General features: G+C 63.4%; 30 protein-coding genes. 29 read left to right on the forward strand and 1 reads right to left on the reverse strand.

Features of this window, described 5'->3' with window-relative positions; genetic code table 11:
- Positions 1-387: 387 nt before the first annotated feature.
- The 28 genes from rpsJ to R1H25_RS19355 all read left to right on the forward strand — a co-directional run bounded on the left by rpsJ (position 388) and on the right by R1H25_RS19355 (position 15,369).
- Positions 388-699, forward strand: coding sequence for a 30S ribosomal protein S10 (rpsJ, locus tag R1H25_RS19220; protein WP_005408208.1), 312 nt, complete (start codon positions 388-390; stop codon positions 697-699).
- Between the two features lie 11 nt (positions 700-710).
- Complete coding sequence (rplC, locus tag R1H25_RS19225; RefSeq protein ID WP_004145336.1) at positions 711-1,361, forward strand: 50S ribosomal protein L3; 651 nt, start codon at positions 711-713, stop codon at positions 1,359-1,361.
- A gap of 12 nt (positions 1,362-1,373) precedes the next feature.
- Positions 1,374-1,979 carry a 50S ribosomal protein L4 gene (gene rplD, locus R1H25_RS19230; RefSeq protein WP_004145337.1) on the forward strand — a complete coding sequence of 202 codons (606 nt, stop codon included), beginning with the start codon at positions 1,374-1,376 and terminating at the stop codon, positions 1,977-1,979.
- On the forward strand, positions 1,976-2,275 hold the full coding sequence (rplW, locus tag R1H25_RS19235; protein ID WP_004145338.1) for a 50S ribosomal protein L23: 300 nt from the start codon (positions 1,976-1,978) through the stop codon (positions 2,273-2,275). The genes rplD and rplW overlap by 4 nt, the downstream gene beginning before the upstream one ends.
- A gap of 10 nt (positions 2,276-2,285) precedes the next feature.
- Entirely contained in the window at positions 2,286-3,113 is an 828-nt protein-coding gene (gene rplB, locus R1H25_RS19240) for a 50S ribosomal protein L2 (RefSeq protein ID WP_004145339.1), read from the forward strand.
- A 6-nt stretch (positions 3,114-3,119) separates the two neighbouring features.
- The gene (gene rpsS, locus R1H25_RS19245) at positions 3,120-3,389 is read left to right on the forward strand and encodes a 30S ribosomal protein S19 (protein ID WP_004154485.1); all 270 of its coding nucleotides are present in this window, start codon (positions 3,120-3,122) and stop codon (positions 3,387-3,389) included.
- A gap of 12 nt (positions 3,390-3,401) precedes the next feature.
- Positions 3,402-3,737: a 50S ribosomal protein L22 gene (gene rplV / locus R1H25_RS19250; RefSeq protein ID WP_004145348.1), complete on the forward strand. Its 336-nt coding sequence runs from the start codon at positions 3,402-3,404 to the stop codon at positions 3,735-3,737.
- An 18-nt stretch (positions 3,738-3,755) separates the two neighbouring features.
- On the forward strand, positions 3,756-4,490 hold the full coding sequence (rpsC, locus tag R1H25_RS19255; RefSeq protein WP_004145350.1) for a 30S ribosomal protein S3: 735 nt from the start codon (positions 3,756-3,758) through the stop codon (positions 4,488-4,490).
- 5 nt (positions 4,491-4,495) lie between these two features.
- Positions 4,496-4,909 carry a 50S ribosomal protein L16 gene (gene rplP / locus R1H25_RS19260; RefSeq protein WP_004154486.1) on the forward strand — a complete coding sequence of 138 codons (414 nt, stop codon included), beginning with the start codon at positions 4,496-4,498 and terminating at the stop codon, positions 4,907-4,909.
- A complete protein-coding gene (rpmC, locus tag R1H25_RS19265; RefSeq protein WP_004154487.1) occupies positions 4,909-5,094 on the forward strand; it encodes a 50S ribosomal protein L29 in 186 nt (61 codons plus the stop codon). The genes rplP and rpmC overlap by 1 nt, the downstream gene beginning before the upstream one ends.
- A gap of 11 nt (positions 5,095-5,105) precedes the next feature.
- The gene (gene rpsQ, locus R1H25_RS19270) at positions 5,106-5,375 is read left to right on the forward strand and encodes a 30S ribosomal protein S17 (protein WP_004154489.1); all 270 of its coding nucleotides are present in this window, start codon (positions 5,106-5,108) and stop codon (positions 5,373-5,375) included.
- Positions 5,376-5,387: 12 nt separating this feature from the next.
- On the forward strand, positions 5,388-5,756 hold the full coding sequence (gene rplN / locus R1H25_RS19275; protein WP_010483978.1) for a 50S ribosomal protein L14: 369 nt from the start codon (positions 5,388-5,390) through the stop codon (positions 5,754-5,756).
- Between the two features lie 16 nt (positions 5,757-5,772).
- Positions 5,773-6,090, forward strand: coding sequence for a 50S ribosomal protein L24 (rplX, locus tag R1H25_RS19280; RefSeq protein ID WP_004154490.1), 318 nt, complete (start codon positions 5,773-5,775; stop codon positions 6,088-6,090).
- Positions 6,091-6,101: 11 nt separating this feature from the next.
- Positions 6,102-6,644 carry a 50S ribosomal protein L5 gene (rplE, locus tag R1H25_RS19285; protein WP_004154491.1) on the forward strand — a complete coding sequence of 181 codons (543 nt, stop codon included), beginning with the start codon at positions 6,102-6,104 and terminating at the stop codon, positions 6,642-6,644.
- Between the two features lie 18 nt (positions 6,645-6,662).
- Positions 6,663-6,968, forward strand: coding sequence for a 30S ribosomal protein S14 (rpsN, locus tag R1H25_RS19290; RefSeq protein ID WP_005408209.1), 306 nt, complete (start codon positions 6,663-6,665; stop codon positions 6,966-6,968).
- A 258-nt stretch (positions 6,969-7,226) separates the two neighbouring features.
- Entirely contained in the window at positions 7,227-7,625 is a 399-nt protein-coding gene (gene rpsH / locus R1H25_RS19295; RefSeq protein WP_005408210.1) for a 30S ribosomal protein S8, read from the forward strand.
- Positions 7,626-7,643: 18 nt separating this feature from the next.
- A complete protein-coding gene (gene rplF, locus R1H25_RS19300) occupies positions 7,644-8,168 on the forward strand; it encodes a 50S ribosomal protein L6 (RefSeq protein ID WP_317224378.1) in 525 nt (174 codons plus the stop codon).
- Positions 8,169-8,248: 80 nt separating this feature from the next.
- Positions 8,249-8,608, forward strand: a complete 360-nt coding sequence (gene rplR, locus R1H25_RS19305) for a 50S ribosomal protein L18 (protein ID WP_024957318.1) — start codon at positions 8,249-8,251, stop codon at positions 8,606-8,608.
- A gap of 161 nt (positions 8,609-8,769) precedes the next feature.
- Positions 8,770-9,312 carry a 30S ribosomal protein S5 gene (gene rpsE / locus R1H25_RS19310; protein ID WP_004145411.1) on the forward strand — a complete coding sequence of 181 codons (543 nt, stop codon included), beginning with the start codon at positions 8,770-8,772 and terminating at the stop codon, positions 9,310-9,312.
- Positions 9,305-9,496 carry a 50S ribosomal protein L30 gene (gene rpmD, locus R1H25_RS19315; RefSeq protein WP_004145412.1) on the forward strand — a complete coding sequence of 64 codons (192 nt, stop codon included), beginning with the start codon at positions 9,305-9,307 and terminating at the stop codon, positions 9,494-9,496. Before rpsE ends, rpmD begins: the two co-directional genes overlap by 8 nt.
- Before the next feature lie 6 nt (positions 9,497-9,502).
- Positions 9,503-9,946, forward strand: a complete 444-nt coding sequence (gene rplO / locus R1H25_RS19320; RefSeq protein WP_004154498.1) for a 50S ribosomal protein L15 — start codon at positions 9,503-9,505, stop codon at positions 9,944-9,946.
- A 7-nt stretch (positions 9,947-9,953) separates the two neighbouring features.
- Complete coding sequence (secY, locus tag R1H25_RS19325; RefSeq protein ID WP_049447091.1) at positions 9,954-11,321, forward strand: preprotein translocase subunit SecY; 1,368 nt, start codon at positions 9,954-9,956, stop codon at positions 11,319-11,321.
- 347 nt (positions 11,322-11,668) lie between these two features.
- A complete protein-coding gene (gene rpsM / locus R1H25_RS19330) occupies positions 11,669-12,025 on the forward strand; it encodes a 30S ribosomal protein S13 (RefSeq protein WP_004154500.1) in 357 nt (118 codons plus the stop codon).
- A gap of 11 nt (positions 12,026-12,036) precedes the next feature.
- Positions 12,037-12,426 (forward strand): 30S ribosomal protein S11, encoded by a 390-nt coding sequence (rpsK, locus tag R1H25_RS19335; RefSeq protein WP_004145443.1) that lies wholly within the window; start codon positions 12,037-12,039, stop codon positions 12,424-12,426.
- A gap of 15 nt (positions 12,427-12,441) precedes the next feature.
- On the forward strand, positions 12,442-13,071 hold the full coding sequence (rpsD, locus tag R1H25_RS19340; RefSeq protein ID WP_004145446.1) for a 30S ribosomal protein S4: 630 nt from the start codon (positions 12,442-12,444) through the stop codon (positions 13,069-13,071).
- Positions 13,072-13,126: 55 nt separating this feature from the next.
- Positions 13,127-14,125, forward strand: a complete 999-nt coding sequence (locus R1H25_RS19345) for a DNA-directed RNA polymerase subunit alpha (protein WP_005408216.1) — start codon at positions 13,127-13,129, stop codon at positions 14,123-14,125.
- Positions 14,126-14,315: 190 nt separating this feature from the next.
- Entirely contained in the window at positions 14,316-14,699 is a 384-nt protein-coding gene (gene rplQ / locus R1H25_RS19350) for a 50S ribosomal protein L17 (protein WP_005408217.1), read from the forward strand.
- Between the two features lie 163 nt (positions 14,700-14,862).
- On the forward strand, positions 14,863-15,369 hold the full coding sequence (locus R1H25_RS19355; protein ID WP_010483974.1) for a disulfide bond formation protein B: 507 nt from the start codon (positions 14,863-14,865) through the stop codon (positions 15,367-15,369).
- A 76-nt stretch (positions 15,370-15,445) separates the two neighbouring features.
- Here the strand turns inward: R1H25_RS19355 and R1H25_RS19360 are convergent, their stop codons facing one another.
- Entirely contained in the window at positions 15,446-17,569 is a 2,124-nt protein-coding gene (locus tag R1H25_RS19360; protein WP_317224379.1) for a TonB-dependent receptor domain-containing protein, read from the reverse strand.
- Positions 17,570-17,783: 214 nt separating this feature from the next.
- Here R1H25_RS19360 and R1H25_RS19365 point away from each other — a divergent pair, with 214 nt between their 5' ends.
- Positions 17,784-19,175: a class II 3-deoxy-7-phosphoheptulonate synthase gene (locus R1H25_RS19365; protein ID WP_032961151.1), complete on the forward strand. Its 1,392-nt coding sequence runs from the start codon at positions 17,784-17,786 to the stop codon at positions 19,173-19,175.
- Positions 19,176-19,341: the final 166 nt, after the last annotated feature.

The raw sequence follows: 19,341 nt of genomic DNA on the forward strand, positions 1-19,341 counted from the left end.
CCGCGAAGGTGGCCGTACCGTCGGCGCCGGCGTGGTCTCGAAGATCATCGAGTAATCTGGTAGTATCTGCGCCCCGATGTTGCCTGGGTAGGGCATCGGGGCGTATCAAATGGGAAAGCAGGCACAGGATGTGCCTTGTGTTCCCCGGACCAGGAAGGGTCAATGCCATTCAGGCGGCGTCAACAGGCGACTGTTGACAGCTGCCTTGCGTGCCATTATGCTTCTACGTCTGGGCAGGCCGGGTAACTGGTCTGCCTACGTTTTTGAGGTCTATGGAGTGACCTTGGCGGCCCGCGGGAGTGTGGGTCGCCCGTATTCAGGAATTTCATGGGGCAAAGCAACCCAGAGGCTTTGTCTGTCGCTCTTTTAACGAAGGAACCTACCGCCATGGCGGACCAAAAGATCCGGATCCGGCTGAAAGCGTTCGATCATCGTCTGATCGACCGTTCGGCCAGCGAGATCGTTGAAACGGCAAAGCGGACCGGCGCGCAAGTGCGTGGCCCGATCCCGCTGCCGACCAAGATCGAGCGTTACACCGTTCTCGTCTCCCCGCACGTCGACAAGGACGCGCGTGACCAGTACGAGACCCGCACGCACAAGCGCGTGCTCGATATCGTTGACCCGAATGACAAGACCGTGGACGCGCTGATGAAGCTCGAACTGGCTGCCGGCGTCGACGTTCAGATCAAGCTGACCTGAGGACTACGACCATGACGAAGAAGTATTCGTTGGGCTTCGTGGGCCGCAAGGCTGGCATGAGCCGCGTGTTCACTGAAGATGGCCGCTCCATCCCGGTGACCCTGATCGAAGCAACCCCGAACCGCATCGCGCAGATCAAGACCGTCGAAACCGACGGCTACAGCGCCGTGCAGGTGACCGTCGGCGCGCGTCGCGCTGCCCTGGTCAACAAGCCGGAAGCCGGCCACTTCGCCAAGGCGAAGGTGGAAGCGGGTCGTGGCCTGTGGGAATTCCGCGTTGAAGACGCGCAGCTCGGCGATTTCGCCGTTGGCGGCGAAGTCAAGGCGGACATCTTCGAAGTCGGCCAGATCGTCGACGTCCAGGGTGTCACCAAGGGTAAGGGCTTCCAGGGCACCATCAAGCGCCACAACTTCCGTATGGGCGATGCAACCCACGGTAACTCGCTGTCGCATCGCGCGCCGGGTTCGCTGGGTCAGCGCCAGACGCCGGGTCGCGTTTTCCCGGGCAAGAAGATGTCGGGCCACATGGGCGCAGTGCAGCAGAGCACCCAGAACCTGGAAGTGGTCAAGGTCGACGTCGAGCGCGGTCTGATCGCCGTTCGCGGCGCCGTTCCGGGCGCGGCGGGTGGCGACGTGATCGTCCGTCCGGCGAGCAAGGCATAAGGAGAGATGACGATGGAACTCGTTATCACGGGTAGCAACAACAAGGTCTCGGTCTCCGACGCCGTGTTCGGTCGCGATTTCAGCGAAGATCTGGTCCACCAGGTCGTCGTTGCCTACCGCAACGCCGGTCGCGCCGGCACCAAGGCACAGAAGACTCGCTCCGAAGTGGCTGGTACCACCAAGAAGTCGAAGAAGCAGAAGGGCGGCGGCGCGCGTCATGGCGCACTGACGGCTCCGATCTTCGTCGGCGGCGGTGTCACCTTCGCGGCCAAGCCGCGCAGCTTCGAGCAGAAGGTCAATCGTAAGCAGTACCGTGCCGCCATGTGCGCGATCCTGTCCGAGCTGAACCGTCAGGGCCGTCTGACCATCGTGGAGTCCTTCGACGTCGAAGTGACCAACACGAAGGGTCTGATCGCCAAGCTGGCCGGCCTGGAAGTGGGCAAGCGCCCGCTGATCGTCACCGAAGAAGCGTCCGAGCACCTGTACCTGTCCGCCCGCAATCTGCCGTACGTGCAGGTGCGTGACGTCCAGGGTCTGGATCCGGTCTCGCTGGTGGGTGCCGACACGGTCGTCATCACCGCTGACGCGGTCAAGAAGGTCGAGGAGTGGCTGGCATGAACAGCAACGAAAAAATCTTCAGCGTGCTGCGTGCCCCGCGTGTCTCCGAAAAGACCGCGCGCCTGCAGGAACTCTCCAACCAGTATGTCTTCGAAGTTTCGAACGAAGCCACCAAGGCCGATGTAAAGGCCGCGGTTGAGCAGCTGTTCGACGTCAAGGTCGAAGCCGTCAACGTGGTCAACGTCAAGGGCAAGAACAAGTCCTTCCGTAACCGTGCTGGCCGCCGCGGCGATTGGCGCAAGGCGTACGTTCGCCTGGCCGATGGCCAGTCGATCGATGTAACGGCCAAGGCCTGAGGTACATCCCATGCCATTGATGAAATTCAAGCCCACTTCCCCCGGCCGCCGTTCGGCCGTGCGCGTGGTCACTCCCGACCTGCACAAGGGTGCTCCGCACGCTGCGCTGGTCGAGTCGCAGAGCCGCTCGGGTGGTCGTAACCACCATGGCCGCATCACCGTGCGTCACGTCGGTGGTGGTGCCAAGCAGCACTACCGCATCATCGACTTCAAGCGCAACAAGCTGGGCATCCCGGCGCGCGTGGAACGCATCGAATACGATCCGAACCGCACCGCGCACATTGCTCTGCTGTGCTACGTCGACGGTGAGCGTCGCTACATCATCGCCCCGAAGGGCCTGAAGGCTGGTGATCAGGTGATCGCTGGTTCGGATGCCCCGATCAAGGCTGGCAACACCCTGCCGCTGCGCAACATCCCGGTCGGCACCACCATCCACTGCATCGAACTGAAGCCGGGCAAGGGCGCTCAGATCGCTCGCGCCGCCGGTGCGGCCGTGCAGCTGGTGGCTCGCGAAGGCATCTACGCCACCCTGCGCCTGCGCTCGGGTGAAATGCGCAAGGTTCCGGTCGAGTGCTGCGCCACCATCGGCGAAGTCGGCAACGACGAGCACAGCCTGGAAAAGCTGGGCAAGGCCGGTGCCAAGCGTTGGCGCGGCGTCCGCCCGACCGTTCGTGGTGCTGCCATGAACCCGGTTGACCACCCGCACGGTGGTGGTGAGGCCAAGGCCGGCCAGGGTAACCCGCATCCGGTCACCCCGTGGGGTGTCCCGACCAAGGGTTACAAGACGCGCCATAACAAGCGCACTCAGCAGTTCATCGTCCGCGATCGTAGGGGCTAATCGACCATGGCACGTTCACTCAAGAAGGGCCCGTTCGTCGATCACCACCTCGTCAAGAAGGTGGAGGCCGCTGCGGGCAGCAAGAAGCCGATCAAGACCTGGTCGCGCCGTTCGATGATCCTGCCTGACATGGTAGGCGTCACCATTGCCGTGCATAACGGCAAGAACCACATCCCGGTTCTCGTCAACGAGAACATGGTCGGACACAAGCTCGGCGAATTTGCCATCACCCGGACCTTCAAGGGTCACGGTGGTGACAAGAAGTCGGGCAAGTAAGGAGAGATGACAATGGAAGCGAAAGCCATCCTGCGCACTGCGCGCATCTCCCCGCAGAAGGCTCGTCTGGTCGCTGACCAGGTGCGCGGTCTGCCGGCCGAGCGTGCGGTCAACCTGCTGAAGTTCTCGGACAAGAAGGCTGCCCACCTGATCAAGAAGGTGGTGGAGTCGGCTATTGCAAATGCCGAGAACAACCAGGGCGCCGACGTCGACGAGCTGAAGGTTCAGACCATCATGGTTGATGAAGGTCCGACCCTGAAGCGTTTCATGGCGCGGGCGAAAGGCCGCGGTACCCGCATCCTCAAGCGCACCAGCCACATCACTGTGGTTGTGGGCGCCGCCAAGTAAGCGGATAAGGAAAAGACCATGGGTCATAAAGTTCATCCGATTGGTATCCGCCTCGGCATTTCCAAGGACTGGAACTCCAAGTGGTACGCCAACAAGGCCGAGTTCGCTGGTTACCTGGCAGCCGACCTGAAAGTGCGCGAAATGCTGCGCAAGAAGCTGGCTCAGGCCGGCATCAGCAAGATCCTGATCGAGCGTCCGGCCAAGACCGCTCGCGTGACGATCCACACCGCCCGTCCGGGCGTGGTGATCGGCAAGCGCGGTGAGGACATCGAGAAGCTGCGCAAGGAAGTGAGCGAGATGATGGGCGTCCCGGCGCACATCAACGTCACCGAAGTGCGCAAGCCGGAACTGGACGCGCAGCTCGTTGCCGAGTCGATCGCCCAGCAGCTGGAGCGTCGCATCATGTTCCGCCGTGCAATGAAGCGCTCGGTCGGCAACGCGATGCGCCTGGGTGCCCTGGGCATCAAGGTCAACGTGGGTGGCCGCCTCAACGGTGCAGAAATCGCCCGTTCGGAGTGGTACCGCGAAGGCCGCGTGCCGCTGCACACCCTGCGTGCCGACATCGACTATGGCTTCGCTGAAGCCAAGACGACCTACGGCATCATCGGCATCAAGGTCTGGATCTACAAGGGCGAGGTCTTCGATTTCTCCCAGGTTGGCCAGGAAAAGCAGGACGACACCCCGTCGCGCAACGATCGTCACGATCGCGGCGACCGTGGTGACCGTCAGCGCCCGGCCCGTGAAGCGAGGTAACGACAATGTTGCAACCCAAGCGAACCAAGTACCGCAAGGTACACAAGGGCCGTAACGATGGCCTGAGCTGGAGCGCCAACGCTGTCAGCTTCGGCGAATACGGCCTGAAGGCAACCGCACACGGTCAGCTGACCGCGCGTCAGATCGAAGCGGCTCGCCGCTCGATCAGCCGCTACGTCAAGCGCGGCGGCAAGATGTGGATCCGCGTGTTCCCCGACAAGCCCATCACCAAGAAGCCCATCGAAGTCCGAATGGGTTCTGGTAAGGGTAACGTGGAATACTGGGTGGCCCAGATCCAGCCCGGCCGCATGATCTATGAAATCGAGGGTGTTTCCGAGGAAGTGGCTCGCGAGGCGTTCCGCCTGGCCGCCGCCAAGCTCTCGGTCACCACCACTTTCGTGACCCGTACGGTGCGCTGATGGATATCAAAACTCTCCGTGAAAAGTCGGCTGACGAACTCAAGGCCCACCTGATCGACCTGCGTAAGGAACAGTTCTCTGTCCGTATGCAGCAGGTCACCGGCCAGCTGCCGAAGACCCACGACATTCGCCGGGTCCGTCGCGAGATTGCTCGCGTCAAGACCCTGCTCGGCAGCACGAAGTAAGGATGGCCGCTATGAGCGACAATACTGAAAAGAAGACGCTGCGCACGGTCGAAGGCCGTGTCGTCAGCAACAAGATGGACAAGACGGTTACCGTCCTGGTTGAGCGTCAGGTCAAGCACGCACTGTACGGCAAGTACATCAAGCGCTCGACGAAGCTGCACGCCCACGATGCCGACAACGCCTGCAAGGAAGGCGATGTCGTCCGCGTGACCGAGATTGCTCCGATGTCCAAGACCAAGAACTGGCGCGTGGTGGAAGTCATCACGCGTGCGGCTGAATAAGGAGTCTGAATCATGATCCAGATGCAGAGCTACCTTGACGTCGCGGACAATTCGGGTGCCAAGCAGGTGATGTGCTTCAAGGTGCTGGGTGGTTCCAAGCGCCGTTACGCCGGCATCGGCGACATCATCAAGGTCACCGTGAAGGATGCGATTCCGCGCGGCAAGGTCAAGAAGGGTGAAGTGTATGACGCCGTCGTGGTGCGTACCCGCAAGGGTGTGCGTCGCGCCGACGGTTCGCTGATCCGCTTCGACGGCAACGCTGCCGTCCTGCTGAACAACAAGCAGGAGCCGATCGGTACCCGTATCTTCGGGCCGGTGACCCGTGAACTTCGTTCGGAGAAGTTCATGAAGATCGTCTCGCTCGCTCCCGAAGTGCTGTGAGCGACAGGAGATAATCATGGCTAACCGTATCAAGAAGGGCGACCAGGTTGTCGTCAACGCTGGCAAGGACAAGGGCAAGCAGGGCGAAGTCGTCCGCGTCGACGGCGACCGTGTGGTCGTCGCCAACGTGAACATCGTCAAGCGCCACACCAAGCCGAACCCGCAGGCAGGTGTTGCCGGCGGCGTGGTCGAGCGCGAAGCTTCGATCCATATCTCCAACGTGAATGTTCTGAACCCGGCTTCGGGCAAGGGCGAACGCGTTGGCTTCAAGGTGCTGGAGGATGGACGCAAACTGCGTGTGTTCCGCTCCAGCGGTGAGGCGCTCGACGCCTGAGGAATGAGAAGATGAGTTCCCGTCTCGAAAAGTTCTACAAGGACGAAGTGGTGCCGGCGCTGATGAAGCAGTTCGGCTACACCAATCCGATGGAAGTGCCGAAGCTGGTCAAGGTCACCCTGAACATGGGTGTCGGCGAAGCGGCCACCAACAAGAAGATCCTGGAAAACGCCGTCGGCGACATGACCAAGATTTCCGGCCAGAAGCCGGTTGTCACCAAGTCGCGTGTGTCGGTTGCGTCGTTCAAGATCCGTGATGGTTGGCCGATCGGCTGCAAGACCACGCTGCGTCGCCACAAGATGTACGAGTTCCTGGATCGCCTGATCAACATCTCGCTGCCGCGCGTGCGCGACTTCCGTGGTGTATCCGGTCGTTCCTTCGACGGTCGCGGCAACTTCAACATGGGTGTGAAGGAACAGATCATCTTCCCGGAAATCGACTTCGACGCCGTCGACGCGATCCGCGGTATGGATATCGCCATCACCACCACTGCGAAGACCGACGCGGAAGCGAAGGCGCTGCTGGCAGCGTTCAAGTTCCCGTTCCGTAACTGATCTGTCGAGGAAACCGAAATGGCAAAGACCTCCATGGTCAACCGCGACATCAAGCGGGAAAAGCTGGCAAAGAAGTACGCTGAGAAGCGTGCAGCTCTGAAGAAGATCGTGTCCTCCGTGGACGCGACCTACGAAGAGAAGATCGACGCCGCAACCAAGCTGGCCAAGCTGCCGCGCGATTCGTCGCCGAGCCGCCAGCGCAACCGTTGCGAGCTGTCGGGTCGTCCGCGTGGCGTCTACAGCAAGTTCGGCCTGGGCCGTAACAAGCTGCGCGAAGCCACAATGCGTGGCGACGTCCCGGGTCTGCGCAAGGCCAGCTGGTAATCCCAGCCGGTCCTGCGATCAGGTGCCCCTTCGGGGGTTCCTGAACCGGGCAGGGGAGGCGTTCAGCTTCCCCGCTGCAAAAAAACCAGGGAGCCCGGCGCAAGCCGGGCTCTTTTGGCGTATACTCCCGCGTCTTGCCCTGCGCAAACGGGGTTGTAGGAGTGGGCCTCTGGCCCGCTGCATCAAGGGACCTGGCCCGTTTCCAGGAGACAACAGATTTTCGCGAAAGCGGATATCGGTGCACTCAAAGGTACTCATATGAGCATGACTGATCCCATCGCCGACCTGCTGGTCCGCATCAAGAATGCGGCTGCGGTTGGCAAGCAGACGGTGAAAGCCCCGTCGTCCAAGATCAAGGTTGCGATCGCCCAGGTCCTGAAGGACGAGGGTTACATCACCGACCTGCGCGTGACCCAGCTGGAAAACAACAAGTCCGAGCTGGAAATCGTGCTGAAGTATTTCGAAGGCAAGCCGGTCATCGCGACCCTGAAGCGCTTCTCGCGTTCGGGCCTGCGCCAGTACCGCGGCAAGAGCGAGCTGCCGAAGGTCATGAATGGCCTGGGTATCTCCATCATTTCCACCTCCAAGGGCATCATGACTGATGCGCAGGCGCGCCAGCTGGGCGTCGGCGGCGAAGTCCTGTGCTTCGTGGCCTAAGGCGAAAGGAGTAGAACTATGTCCCGCGTAGCCAAGAAGCCCGTCACCCTGGGTAAGGTCGAACTGAACGTCCAGCCGGAAAGCGTCACCGTCAAGGGCCCGAAGGGCACCCTGTCGCTGCCGAAGCCGGCCGGTATTGCCATCAACGTCGATAGCGGCGTTGCCACCCTGAGCACCGAGAACGCCGACCTGGTCGCGCTGACCGGTACCGTGCGTGCGATCCTGGCCAACATGGTCAAGGGCGTGTCCGAAGGCTTCGAGCGCAAGCTGGAGCTGGTCGGCGTGGGTTACCGTGCTGCCATGCAGGGCAAGGACCTGAGCCTGTCGCTCGGTTTCTCGCACCCGGTCGTGTTCGTGGCGCCGGAAGGCATCACCATCACCACCCCGACCCAGACCGAGATCCTGGTCCAGGGCGCTGACAAGCAGGTCGTCGGTGAAGTTGCCGCCAAGATCCGTGCGTTCCGCAAGCCGGAGCCGTACAAGGGCAAGGGCGTGAAGTACTCCGACGAAGTCATCATCCGTAAGGAAGCCAAGAAGGCGTAAGTGCGAGTCCCTCGCAAGAGCCCGCACATCCATGTGCGGACTCCTCAGGGAAAAGCCCATCCTTCAGCTTTCAAGGAACAATCAAAATGAACAAGAACATCGCCCGCCTGCGTCGCGCCAAGTCGACCCGCGCCCACATCCGTGAGCTCGGCGTCGCCCGCCTGTCGGTGCTGCGCACCGGCCAGCACCTGTACGCCCAGGTCTTCACCGCCGACGGTTCCAAGGTGCTGGCTGCTGCCAACACCACCCAGACCGACGTCATGGAAGGTCTGAAGAACGGCAAGAACGCCGATGCCGCCGCCAAGGTCGGCCGTATCGTCGCTGAGCGCGCCAAGGCCGCCGGCGTCGAGAAGGTTGCCTTCGATCGTTCGGGCTACCGCTACCACGGCCGCATCAAGGCCCTGGCAGAAGCCGCCCGCGAAGCCGGCCTGCAGTTCTAAGGGATAAGGGCAGGGGACCTGTGGTCTCCTGCCCGCCTGCTCGCCAGCCTGAGTGAGGCTGGACGGCGCCATTCTTCTGCAGTGGCCCACCGGAACGACGTGACATTCCACAACCATAAGCGGCCCCGAGCCGTACATACCCAAACTACCAAGGAATCAAAATGGCAGAAGAGCGTCAGCAGCGGGGTCGCGATCGCGACCGTAACCGCGAAGAGAAAGTCGACGACGGCATGATCGAAAAGCTGGTCGCGGTCAACCGCGTCAGCAAGACCGTCAAGGGTGGCCGCCAGTTCACCTTCACCGCCCTGACCGTGGTCGGCGACGGCGAAGGCAAGGTCGGTTTCGGCTATGGCAAGGCCCGCGAAGTGCCGGTCGCCATCCAGAAGTCGATGGAACAGGCCCGCAAGAACCTGGTCAGCGTTGACCTGAACAACGGCACCCTGTGGCACACCATCAAGGATGGTCACGGCGCAGCCCGCGTGTTCATGCAGCCGGCTTCGGAAGGTACCGGCGTCATCGCCGGCGGTGCCATGCGCGCCGTGCTGGAAGCCGTTGGCGTGAAGAACGTGCTGGCCAAGGCCACCGGTTCGCGCAACCCGATCAACCTGGTGCGTGCCACCGTGAAGGGCCTGTCTGCTGCGCAGTCGCCGGCTCGCATCGCGGCCAAGCGTGGCAAGAAGGTGGAGGAACTCAACCATGGCTAATGAGTCCAACAAGACTGTGAAGGTGCGCCTGGTGCGCGGCCTGCGTGGTGCTCAGTCGCGTCACCGCCTGTCGGTGCGTGCCCTGGGCCTGAACAAGCTCAACGATGTGCGTGAACTGAAGGACAGCCCGCAGGTTCGCGGTCTGATCAACACTGTTCACTACCTCGTCAAGGTTGAGGAGTAATCGATCATGACTCTGCGTCTCAATGAACTGAGCCCGGCACCGGGCGCCCGTACCGAGCGCACCCGCGTCGGTCGCGGTATCGGCTCGGGCCTGGGCAAGACTGCCGGCCGTGGCCACAAGGGTTCGTTCGCCCGTAAGGGTGGCGGCAAGATCAAGGCTGGCTTCGAAGGCGGCCAGACCCCCATGCAGCGTCGTCTGCCGAAGATCGGCTTCCGTTCGCCGATCGCCAAGGACACCGCTGAAGTGCTGCTGTACGCGCTGGACAAGCTGCCGGCCGGTGAGATCGACTTCGCCGCTCTGCGTGCTGCGAAGCTGGTCCCGAGCACTGCAAAGAAGGCCAAGGTCGTCGTCAAGGGCGAAGTGACCAAGGCGTTCACCCTGAAGGGTATCGCTGCCACGGCTGGTGCCAAGGCCGCGATCGAAGCTGCCGGCGGCAGCGTAACGGAGTAAGAAAATCATGGCGCAAGCTGGCATCGGTAACCTCGCGGGCGGAATGGGCAAGTTCACTGAACTTCGCCAACGTTTGCTGTTCGTCGTCGGGGCTTTGATCGTCTATCGCATTGGCTGCTACGTGCCGGTGCCGGGCGTCAATCCCGATGCCATGCTTGCCATGATGCAACAGCAGGGCGGCGGCATCGTGGACATGTTCAACATGTTCTCGGGCGGCGCCCTGCACCGTTTCAGCATCTTCGCGCTGAACGTGATGCCGTACATCTCGGCATCGATCGTGATGCAGCTGGCCGTGCACATCTTCCCCGCCCTGAAGGCGATGCAGAAGGAAGGTGAGTCCGGCCGCCGCAAGATCACCCAGTATTCGCGCATCGGCGCCGTGCTGCTGGCAGTGGTGCAGGGCGGTTCGATCGCGCTGGCCCTGCAGGGCCAGGTCTCGCCGTCGGGCGCTCCGGTCGTGTACGCACCGGGCATGGGCTTCGTGCTCACCGCCGTGGTCGCGCTGACCGCCGGCACCATGTTCCTGATGTGGGTCGGTGAGCAGGTCACCGAGCGCGGCATCGGCAACGGTGTGTCGCTGATCATCTTCGCCGGTATCGTCGCTGGCCTGCCGGGTGCGGTCATCCACACCTTCGACGCCTACCGCGACGGCAACATCCAGTTCATCCAGCTGCTGCTGATCGCCATCGTCGTGCTCGCCTTCACCTTCTTCGTGGTGTTCGTCGAGCGTGGCCAGCGCCGGATCACGGTCAATTACGCGCGCCGCCAGGGCGGTCGCAACGCGTACATGAACCAGACCTCGTTCCTGCCGCTGAAGCTCAACATGGCCGGCGTCATCCCGGCGATCTTCGCCTCGAGCCTGCTGGCCTTCCCGGCCACCCTGGCCATGTGGTCCGGCCAGGCCGCCAACCAGAGCAGCATGGGCCAGATCCTGCAGAAGGTCGCCAATGCCCTGGGCCCGGGCGAGCCGCTGCACATGATCGTGTTCGCTGCGCTGATCACCGGTTTCGCGTTCTTCTATACCGCGCTGGTGTTCAACTCGCAGGAAACCGCCGACAACCTGAAGAAGTCGGGCGCGCTGATTCCGGGCATCCGTCCGGGCAAGGCCACCGCCGACTACATCGACGGCGTGCTGACCCGCCTGACCGCGGCCGGCTCGGCCTACCTGGTGATCGTCTGCCTGCTGCCGGAACTGATGCGCACGCAGCTGAACGCCTCGTTCTACTTCGGCGGTACTTCGCTGCTGATCGTGGTGGTGGTGGTGATGGACTTCATCGCCCAGGTGCAGGCGCACCTGATGTCCCACCAGTACGAGAGCCTGCTGAAGAAGGCCAACCTGAAGGGCGGCAACCGCGGCGGTTTTGCCCGCGGCTGATTGGCCTGTTATACTTTCGTCTTCCTGACGTGATGGTCCCTCCGCTTCGCGGACTCCGGCCACACAAACGAAGGGCGGCCCCCGCAGCGGTTCCGGGTGGGGGTGTGATGAGGTGGTCCCGCGCTGGAGTAGCGCGGGCGGCCCCGGGGGAAACCCCAGGTCCAACCCCATCCGGCGCCGGAGCCTGGGCACACTCCCCAGGCCGGGTCCATGAAACCAATGGTTTCACGGGCTTCCATGTAAACCGGAACCTTGTTAGTATCGCTAGTTCACTTTTTTGATCCATCCTGCCGGATTGGCGTGCCCGAGGCGCGCTGTCGGCCATCACTCAGCTGGAGAACCGCGTCATGGCGCGTATTGCAGGCGTCAACCTGCCAGCCCAGAAGCACGTCTGGGTCGGGTTGCAAAGCATTTACGGCATCGGCCGTACCCGTTCGAAGAAGGTCTGCGAAGTCGCAGGCGTTGCTTCGACCACCAAGATCCGCGATCTGTCGGAGCCGGAAATCGAGCGCCTGCGCGCCGAAGTCGGCAAGTACATCGTGGAAGGCGATCTGCGCCGTGAGATCGGCATCGCGATCAAGCGCCTGATGGACCTGGGCTGCTACCGCGGCCTGCGTCACCGTCGTGGCCTCCCGCTGCGTGGCCAGCGCACCCGTACCAACGCCCGCACCCGCAAGGGTCCGCGCAAGGCGATCAAGAAGTAAGGGACTGAGAAATGGCTAAGCCCGCTGCTAAGACCAAGAAGAAGATCAAGCGCGTCGTCACTGACGGCGTTGCCCACGTCCACGCTTCGTTCAACAACACCATCGTCACCATCACCGACCGCCAGGGCAACGCTCTGTCGTGGGCAACCTCCGGTGGCGCTGGCTTCCGCGGTTCGCGCAAGTCGACCCCGTTCGCTGCCCAGGTGGCTGCTGAAAAGGCCGGTCGTGCTGCGCTGGACTACGGCGTGAAGTCGCTGGAAGTCCGCATCAAGGGCCCGGGTCCGGGCCGTGAGTCGGCCGTGCGTTCGTTGAACAACGTCGGCTACAAGATCACCAACATCATCGACGTGACGCCTATCCCGCACAACGGGTGCCGTCCGCCGAAGAAGCGTCGCGTCTAAAGGGAGCGATAAGAAATGGCTCGTTATATCGGTCCTACCTGTAAGCTCGCCCGTCGCGAAGGCGCCGACCTGTCCCTGAAGAGCCCGGCGCGTGCGCTGGACTCGAAGTGCAAGCTGGAGCAGAAGCCCGGCCAGCACGGCGCCACTGCCCGCAAGGGCAAGCTGTCCGACTACGCCACCCAGCTGCGTGAAAAGCAGAAGGTCAAGCGTATCTACGGCCTGCTGGAGCGTCAGTTCCGCAACTACTACAAGAAGGCCTCGACCAAGAAGGGCAACACCGGCGAGAACCTGCTGCAGCTGCTGGAAACCCGCCTGGACAACGTCGTCTACCGCATGGGCTTCGCCGTGACCCGTCCGGCTGCCCGTCAGCTGGTGTCGCACCGCGGCGTCACCGTGAATGGCAAGTCGGTCAACCTGGCTTCGTACCAGGTCAAGGCTGGCGACGCCATCGCCCTGTCTGAAAAGGCTGCCAAGCAGCTGCGCGTCCAGGAAGCCCTGACCGTCGCCGCCCAGCATGACCTGAGCCCGTCGTGGGTTGAAGTGGATTCCGGCAAGTTCACCGGCATCTTCAAGGCTGTTCCGGATCGTTCGGATCTGCCTGCGGACATCAACGAAGCGCTGATCGTCGAGCTGTATTCGAAGTAATTCACATTGGAGAGCCCCCGGCGACGGCCGGGGGTTCACTAGGAGAACCCGCAACATGACGGTTACCGCCAACCAGGTTCTGCGTCCTCGCGGTCCGCAGATCGAACGCCTTACCGACACCCGTGCAAAGGTCGTTATCGAACCTTTGGAGCGGGGTTACGGGCATACGCTGGGTAATGCCCTGCGTCGCGTGCTGCTGTCGTCCATCCCGGGCTTCGCCATCACGGAAGTCGAAATCGACGGCGTGTTGCATGAGTACACCACGGTCGAAGGTCTGCAGGAGGACGTGCTCGAAGTCCTGCTGAACCTGAAGGACGTGGCCATCCGTATGCACTCCGGCGACAGCGCCACCCTGTCCCTGTCCAAGCAGGGCCCGGGCGTTGTCACCGCTGCCGATATCAAGGTCGACCACAATGTGGAGATCCTGAACGGCGACCATGTGATCTGCCACCTGACCAAGGATACGGCGATCAACATGCGTCTGAAGATCGAACGTGGTTTCGGCTACCAGCCGGCTGCCGCGCGTCGTCGTCCGGACGAAGAAACCCGTGCCATCGGCCGCCTGGTCCTGGATGCCTCGTTCTCGCCGGTCCGCCGCGTCGCCTATGCCGTGGAAGCGGCCCGCGTCGAACAGCGTACCGACCTGGACAAGCTGGTCATCGATATCGAGACCAACGGCACCATCGATGCCGAGGAAGCCGTGCGCACCGCCGCCGACATCCTCAGCGACCAGCTGTCGGTGTTCGGTGACTTCACCCACCGCGACCGCGGTGCGGCCAAGCCGGCCAACAACGGCGTGGATCCGGTGCTGCTGCGCCCGATCGACGATCTGGAGCTGACCGTGCGTTCGGCCAACTGCCTGAAGGCTGAAAGCATCTACTACATCGGCGATCTGATCCAGAAGACCGAAGTGGAGCTGCTGAAGACCCCGAACCTGGGCAAGAAGTCGCTCACCGAGATCAAGGAAGTGCTGGCTCAGCGCGGCCTGTCCCTCGGCATGAAGCTGGAGAACTGGCCGCCGGCCGGTGTCGCCAGCCACGGCATGCTGGGCTGATATCGGTAATGCCTGAAGGCTCCACCGTTCGCGGTGGGGCCTTCAACGCAACACAACATGCCACGACGAACGAAGGTTCGCGCGGCAGGTCGTCCAGGACGGGCGGCCAGGACCATCCGCAGTCCGCGCAGCAACGCCAGGAAGGCGACAACGATCCGCACAGTCTCATCATTAACCAAGGAATATCACCATGCGTCACCAGAAGTCTGGCCGTAAGTTCAGCCGTACCAGCGCCCACCGCGAAGCGATGTTCAAGAACATGGCCGCCTCGCTGTTCAAGCACGAGCTGATCAAGACCACCCTGCCGAAGGCCAAGGAACTGCGCCGCGTTGCCGAGCCGCTGATCACCCTGGCCAAGGTCGACTCCGTCGCCAACCGCCGTCTGGCCTTCGCCCGCCTGCGCGACAACGAAGCCGTGGGCAACCTGTTCACCATCCTGGGCCCGCGCTACGCGAACCGTCCGGGCGGCTACCTGCGTCTGCTGAAGTGCGGCTTCCGCGCCGGCGACAACGCGCCGATGGCCTACGTCGAGCTGGTTGACCGTCCGGTCGTGGCCGAGGAAGTGGCCGAGTAATCGGACCGCTCCAACGCGACAGAGCGAAAGCCCGGCCTCTGCCGGGCTTTTGCGTTCCTGGAGCGGATTCGACCCGCATCGTTCCGACAGGCGTCACCTGTGGCGGTTCGAATGGCACGCACTCTCGGTTACGCTTGGCGCCTGATCCATTCGAGCGTTGACGATGAATCCACTGCGCTGGCCCTTCCGCGCCCAGTTCTTCCTGGGCTTCCTGATCTGCGCGGGCCTGCTTGGCTACGCGATCTTCCTGCAGTTGAAGATGGGCCTGGAGCCGTGTCCGCTGTGCATCTTCCAGCGCCTGGCCTTCGCCGCGCTCGGCCTGCTGTTCCTGATCGGTGCGCTGCACGGGCCTTCCAACCGCCCGGGACGCGCGACCTATGGCGTGCTGGCCTTCATTGCCGCCGCAGTGGGTGTCGGCATCGCCGCGCGCCACGTCTACGTGCAGATGCTTCCGCCGGAAATGGGGTCCACCTGTGGCCCGCCGCTGGCGTTCCTGAGCGAGACCATGGGGCCGCTGGAGGTGTTCCGCACCGTGCTGACCGGTACCGGCAACTGCGGCAACATCGACTGGACCTTCCTGGGCCTGACCATGCCGATGTGGTCTGGCGTGTGGTTCGTGCTGCTGGCGTTGTGGGCGCTGGTGGTGTCGCTGCGCAAGGTCAAGCGCTGAAGCAGGGTAGTGGGGGGGGGGGGGGGGGGGGGGGGCCGGCACACCGTGGGAATGCCGGCCAGCGGCCGGCACTACCTCAGAAATCCTGCTGCACGCTCAGGTAAGCACCGCGGCGAGGTCCCCACTGCGGGGCGAACACGCCGACACCGCCGCCATCGCGCAGCTGGTAGCTGCGATCCAGTGCGTTGATCACGGCCAGCTGCACGTGCAACGGATGGCCGCTGTCGGCATTGAAGTCGTGCCCGGCGCTGAGGTTTACCTGCAGGTACGACGGCAGCTCGCCACCATTTGGCACGCCCTCGATGTCCGAACGCAGGCCGCTGCCGAACACGTAGTTGGCACCGATTCGGTTGTGCCCGGCGAAGGCGTAGCTGAGGCCACCTGACGAGGTCAGCTTCTGGTCGTGGTCAAGATGGATCCAGTGGTCGGCCACATAGGCCAGCGCGTCCGGATCGAGGTTGTACTGGCTGGTGATCACCTGGGTGCCGATGGCCTTGTTGTACGCGGCGTTGAAGTAGGCGCTGAACAGACCGTTGCTGTAGTCGGCACTGAACTCCAGGCCGCGGATATGGCCACGGCGATAGTTGAACGTCGAGTAGATGTAGGCGGCGCCGAACTGGCCTTCATCCTGCAGGCGCGCAACACGGCGGTCATACGCATCCACGCCCAGGGTCAGGTGCTCGCCCAGCTGCTGCGAGACGCCGATGTCGTAGTAGTCGCTGCGCTCGGCCAGCGGCGTGTTGTTGCCACCGCTGGGCTGCTGGTTGGTGGTGCCGTCGTATAGCGCGATGTCGCTGCTGGCGATCAGCTCGCTGGCTGGTGGCGTGAAGTAGCGTGAATAGCCGGCATGCACGGTGGTGCTGTCGCTGGCATTCCAGACCACGCCCAGACGCGGGCTCAGCTGACCCTCGGTGCGACCGAAGGCCTTGTAGCGGTCACCACGCAGACCATAGTTCACCGTCCAGTCGTCGCCGATCTTCCATTCGTCCTGCACATACAGCGCCACCGTGCTGGCGTGGAACGCGCTGCGATCCGGGATCAGCAACGGCGTGGTGCTGGACTGCTGGCCGGCGTCATCGACCGGGAACACCCAGCTGTTGTTGCTGGCCCGCGCGTTCTCGTAGTTGCCGTACAGGCCATAGCGCAACGTATGGTCGTTGCCCAACGGCGTGGAAAAGTCGGCCTGCAGGGTGTTGGCGCGGTTGCTGCGCTGGACCTGCGAGGCGACGCCACTGAACACCAGATCGCCGACCACGTCGGGATTGAAGCCGACATCGCTGTAACGTTGCCCGGCCGAGACCTGGTAGGCAGTGCCGCCCAGTGTGCCCTGCAGCACCAGCATGCCGAAGCGGGTGGTTTCGCGCTGGGTCTCATCCAGCTGGCTGGAATCAAAGGTGGTGGTGTCCAGGTAGCCGAACTGCGGCGTCTGGCCGGGGTTGACCGGAATCTGGAAGCGGTTGTTGGCGAAGCCGGCGAACACGCTCAGGCGGGTGGTGTCGTTGACCAGGTAGGTCAGGTCGGCGAACGCCTTGCCCTGGTGGGTGTCGTCGTGCAGCGGCTTGCGTGAGCGGGTCGGGTTCTCCAGGCCGACCTCGTTCTGGTCGTAGTTGCCAGTCAGGAACCAGCTCCAGCGCCCCTGTGAGCCCCACCAGGAGGCATTCGGATTGACCTTGCCAAACGAGCCGGTGGTAATGCCGACGCTGCCGCCATTGCCGAGCTCGGCGCCACTGCGGGTGGTGATGTCGACCACCGCGGCGGTGCGCTCGCCGAACTGGGCCGGCAACGCGCCGTCCATCAGCCGGATGCTCTTGATCGTGCGCGCATCCAGAGTCTGGCCGAAGCCGGAGATCGACTCCGGCAGCAGCACACCGTTGATGCGGTACTGCAGGTTGGCGTGGTCGCCGCGCACGTGCACGCCGCCGTAGGAATCCTGGACCACGCCGGGCGCCTGCAGCAGCACCTGGCTGAGCGGCGCGGAGGCACCCAGCGGCTGTTTCTGGATGTCCTCGGCGGTGATCTGGTACTGGCTGCTGCCGATGTCCGGCGACAGCGCATTGCGGGCCTGGTCGAGCTGGGCGCTGACGGTGACCGTGTCGAGGTCCTTCACGGGAGCGGCGGCATCTGCGGCCACAGCGAAGGAAGGCAGACTGGCCAGGGACAGGGCGAAGGTAATGCCGGTAGCGAGGGGCGAGGGCTTCATGGCAGATAGGCTGTGGAAGGGGCCGGTGGGGTGATTGTTATGTCGTAACAGTTCGTGGCGAATCATGCGCCTGTGCGGGCGACCGTGGGCATGCGGTTTCTGGCCGATCGCGATGCCCTTTCCCCGGCGTTCAGTCATGTGCAGAGTGCGCCCAGCCCTTTGCGCCAGCGGCTGGCTCTGCGACCATGACCGCCCCCCTCCCCGGAAGTCTGCAATGAGCCTGTCCGCCGTTCCGCCCGTTCTCGATCCCGCCGCGACCGCTGCTGGCGCTGCCTGGTCGCCGGAGAGCTGGCGCGGCAAGACCGCGCTGCAGATGCCGACCTACCCTGACCCGGTGGCGCTGGACGCCGCCCTGCACGAACTGAAGCGGCTGCCGCCGCTGGTCACCTCGTGGGAGATCCTGGCGCTGAAGCAGCAGTTGGCCGAGGCTCAGGAAGGCAAGCGCTTCCTGCTGCAGGGCGGCGACTGCGCCGAGAACTTCAGCGACTGCGAATCGGGCACCATCTCCAACCGCCTGAAGGTGCTGCTGCAGATGAGCCTGGTGCTGGTGCACGGCCTGCGCCAGCCGGTGATCCGCGTTGGCCGCTTCGCGGGCCAGTACGCCAAGCCGCGTTCGGCCGACACCGAGACCCGTGACGGCGTGACGCTGCCCAGCTACCGCGGTGACGTGATCAATGCCCCGGCGTTTACCGAAGCCGCGCGTCTGCCGGACCCGAAGCGGATGCTGCAGGCCCACGCACATTCGGCGATGACGATGAACTTCGTGCGGGCGCTGATCGACGGCGGTTTCGCCGACCTGCACCACCCCGAATACTGGAACCTGGAGTGGGTAAGCCACTCGCCGCTGGCGGCCGAGTACCAGAAGATGGTGGCGTCGATCGGCGATGCGGTGCACTTCATGGAGACCCTGGCCGGGGCCCGCGTGCACAATCTCAACCGCATCGATTTCTACACCTCGCACGAAGCGCTGCTGCTGCCCTACGAGCAGGCGCTGACCCGCCAGGTGCCGCGCCAGCAGGGCTGGTTGAACCTGAGCACGCATTACCCGTGGATCGGCATGCGCACCGCCGCGCTTGATGGCGCGCACGTGGAATACCTGCGTGGCGTGCGCAACCCGATTGCGATCAAGGTCGGCCCGTCGGTGACGCCGGACCAGCTGCTGCGCCTGATCGATGTGCTCAACCCGCATGACGAGCCGGGCCGACTGAGCTTCATCCACCGCATGGGGGCCGCGCAGATCGCCGAGAAGCTGCCGCCGCTGCTGGATGCGGTCAAGCGTGATGGCCGCCGCGTGCTGTGGGTGTGCGATGCGATGCATGGCAACACCGAAAGCACCGCCAATGGCTTCAAGACGCGGCGCTTCGACAATGTGCGTGGCGAAGTGGAGATGTCGTTCGATCTGCATGCGGCCGCAGGCACGCGCCTGGGCGGTGTGCATCTGGAGCTGACCGGCGAAGACGTGACCGAGTGCACCGGTGGCGCGCGCGAACTGACCGAGCGTGACCTGGAGCGCGCGTATCGTTCAACAGTGGACCCGCGGTTGAATTACGAGCAGTCGCTGGAGATCGCGATGGCGATCGTGCGCAAGCAGGAGCAAGTGCGGTAAGGGTTTTTTCGGCAGGGCTTGCAGCCCTGCACCTGCCAGAAGCCGAAGCAACAGCAACGGCAGAAGCGGGCATTCCGTGGGATGGCGGGGCGGTGTGGGCAGGCAGGACAGGCCGTGAACCCATCCATGGGGGCTCGATGGCGCCATCCATGGCGCCAACGGTCCT

The organism is Stenotrophomonas veracruzanensis, assembly GCF_032911525.1.
Taxonomy (GTDB): Bacteria; Pseudomonadota; Gammaproteobacteria; order Xanthomonadales; family Xanthomonadaceae; genus Stenotrophomonas; species Stenotrophomonas africana.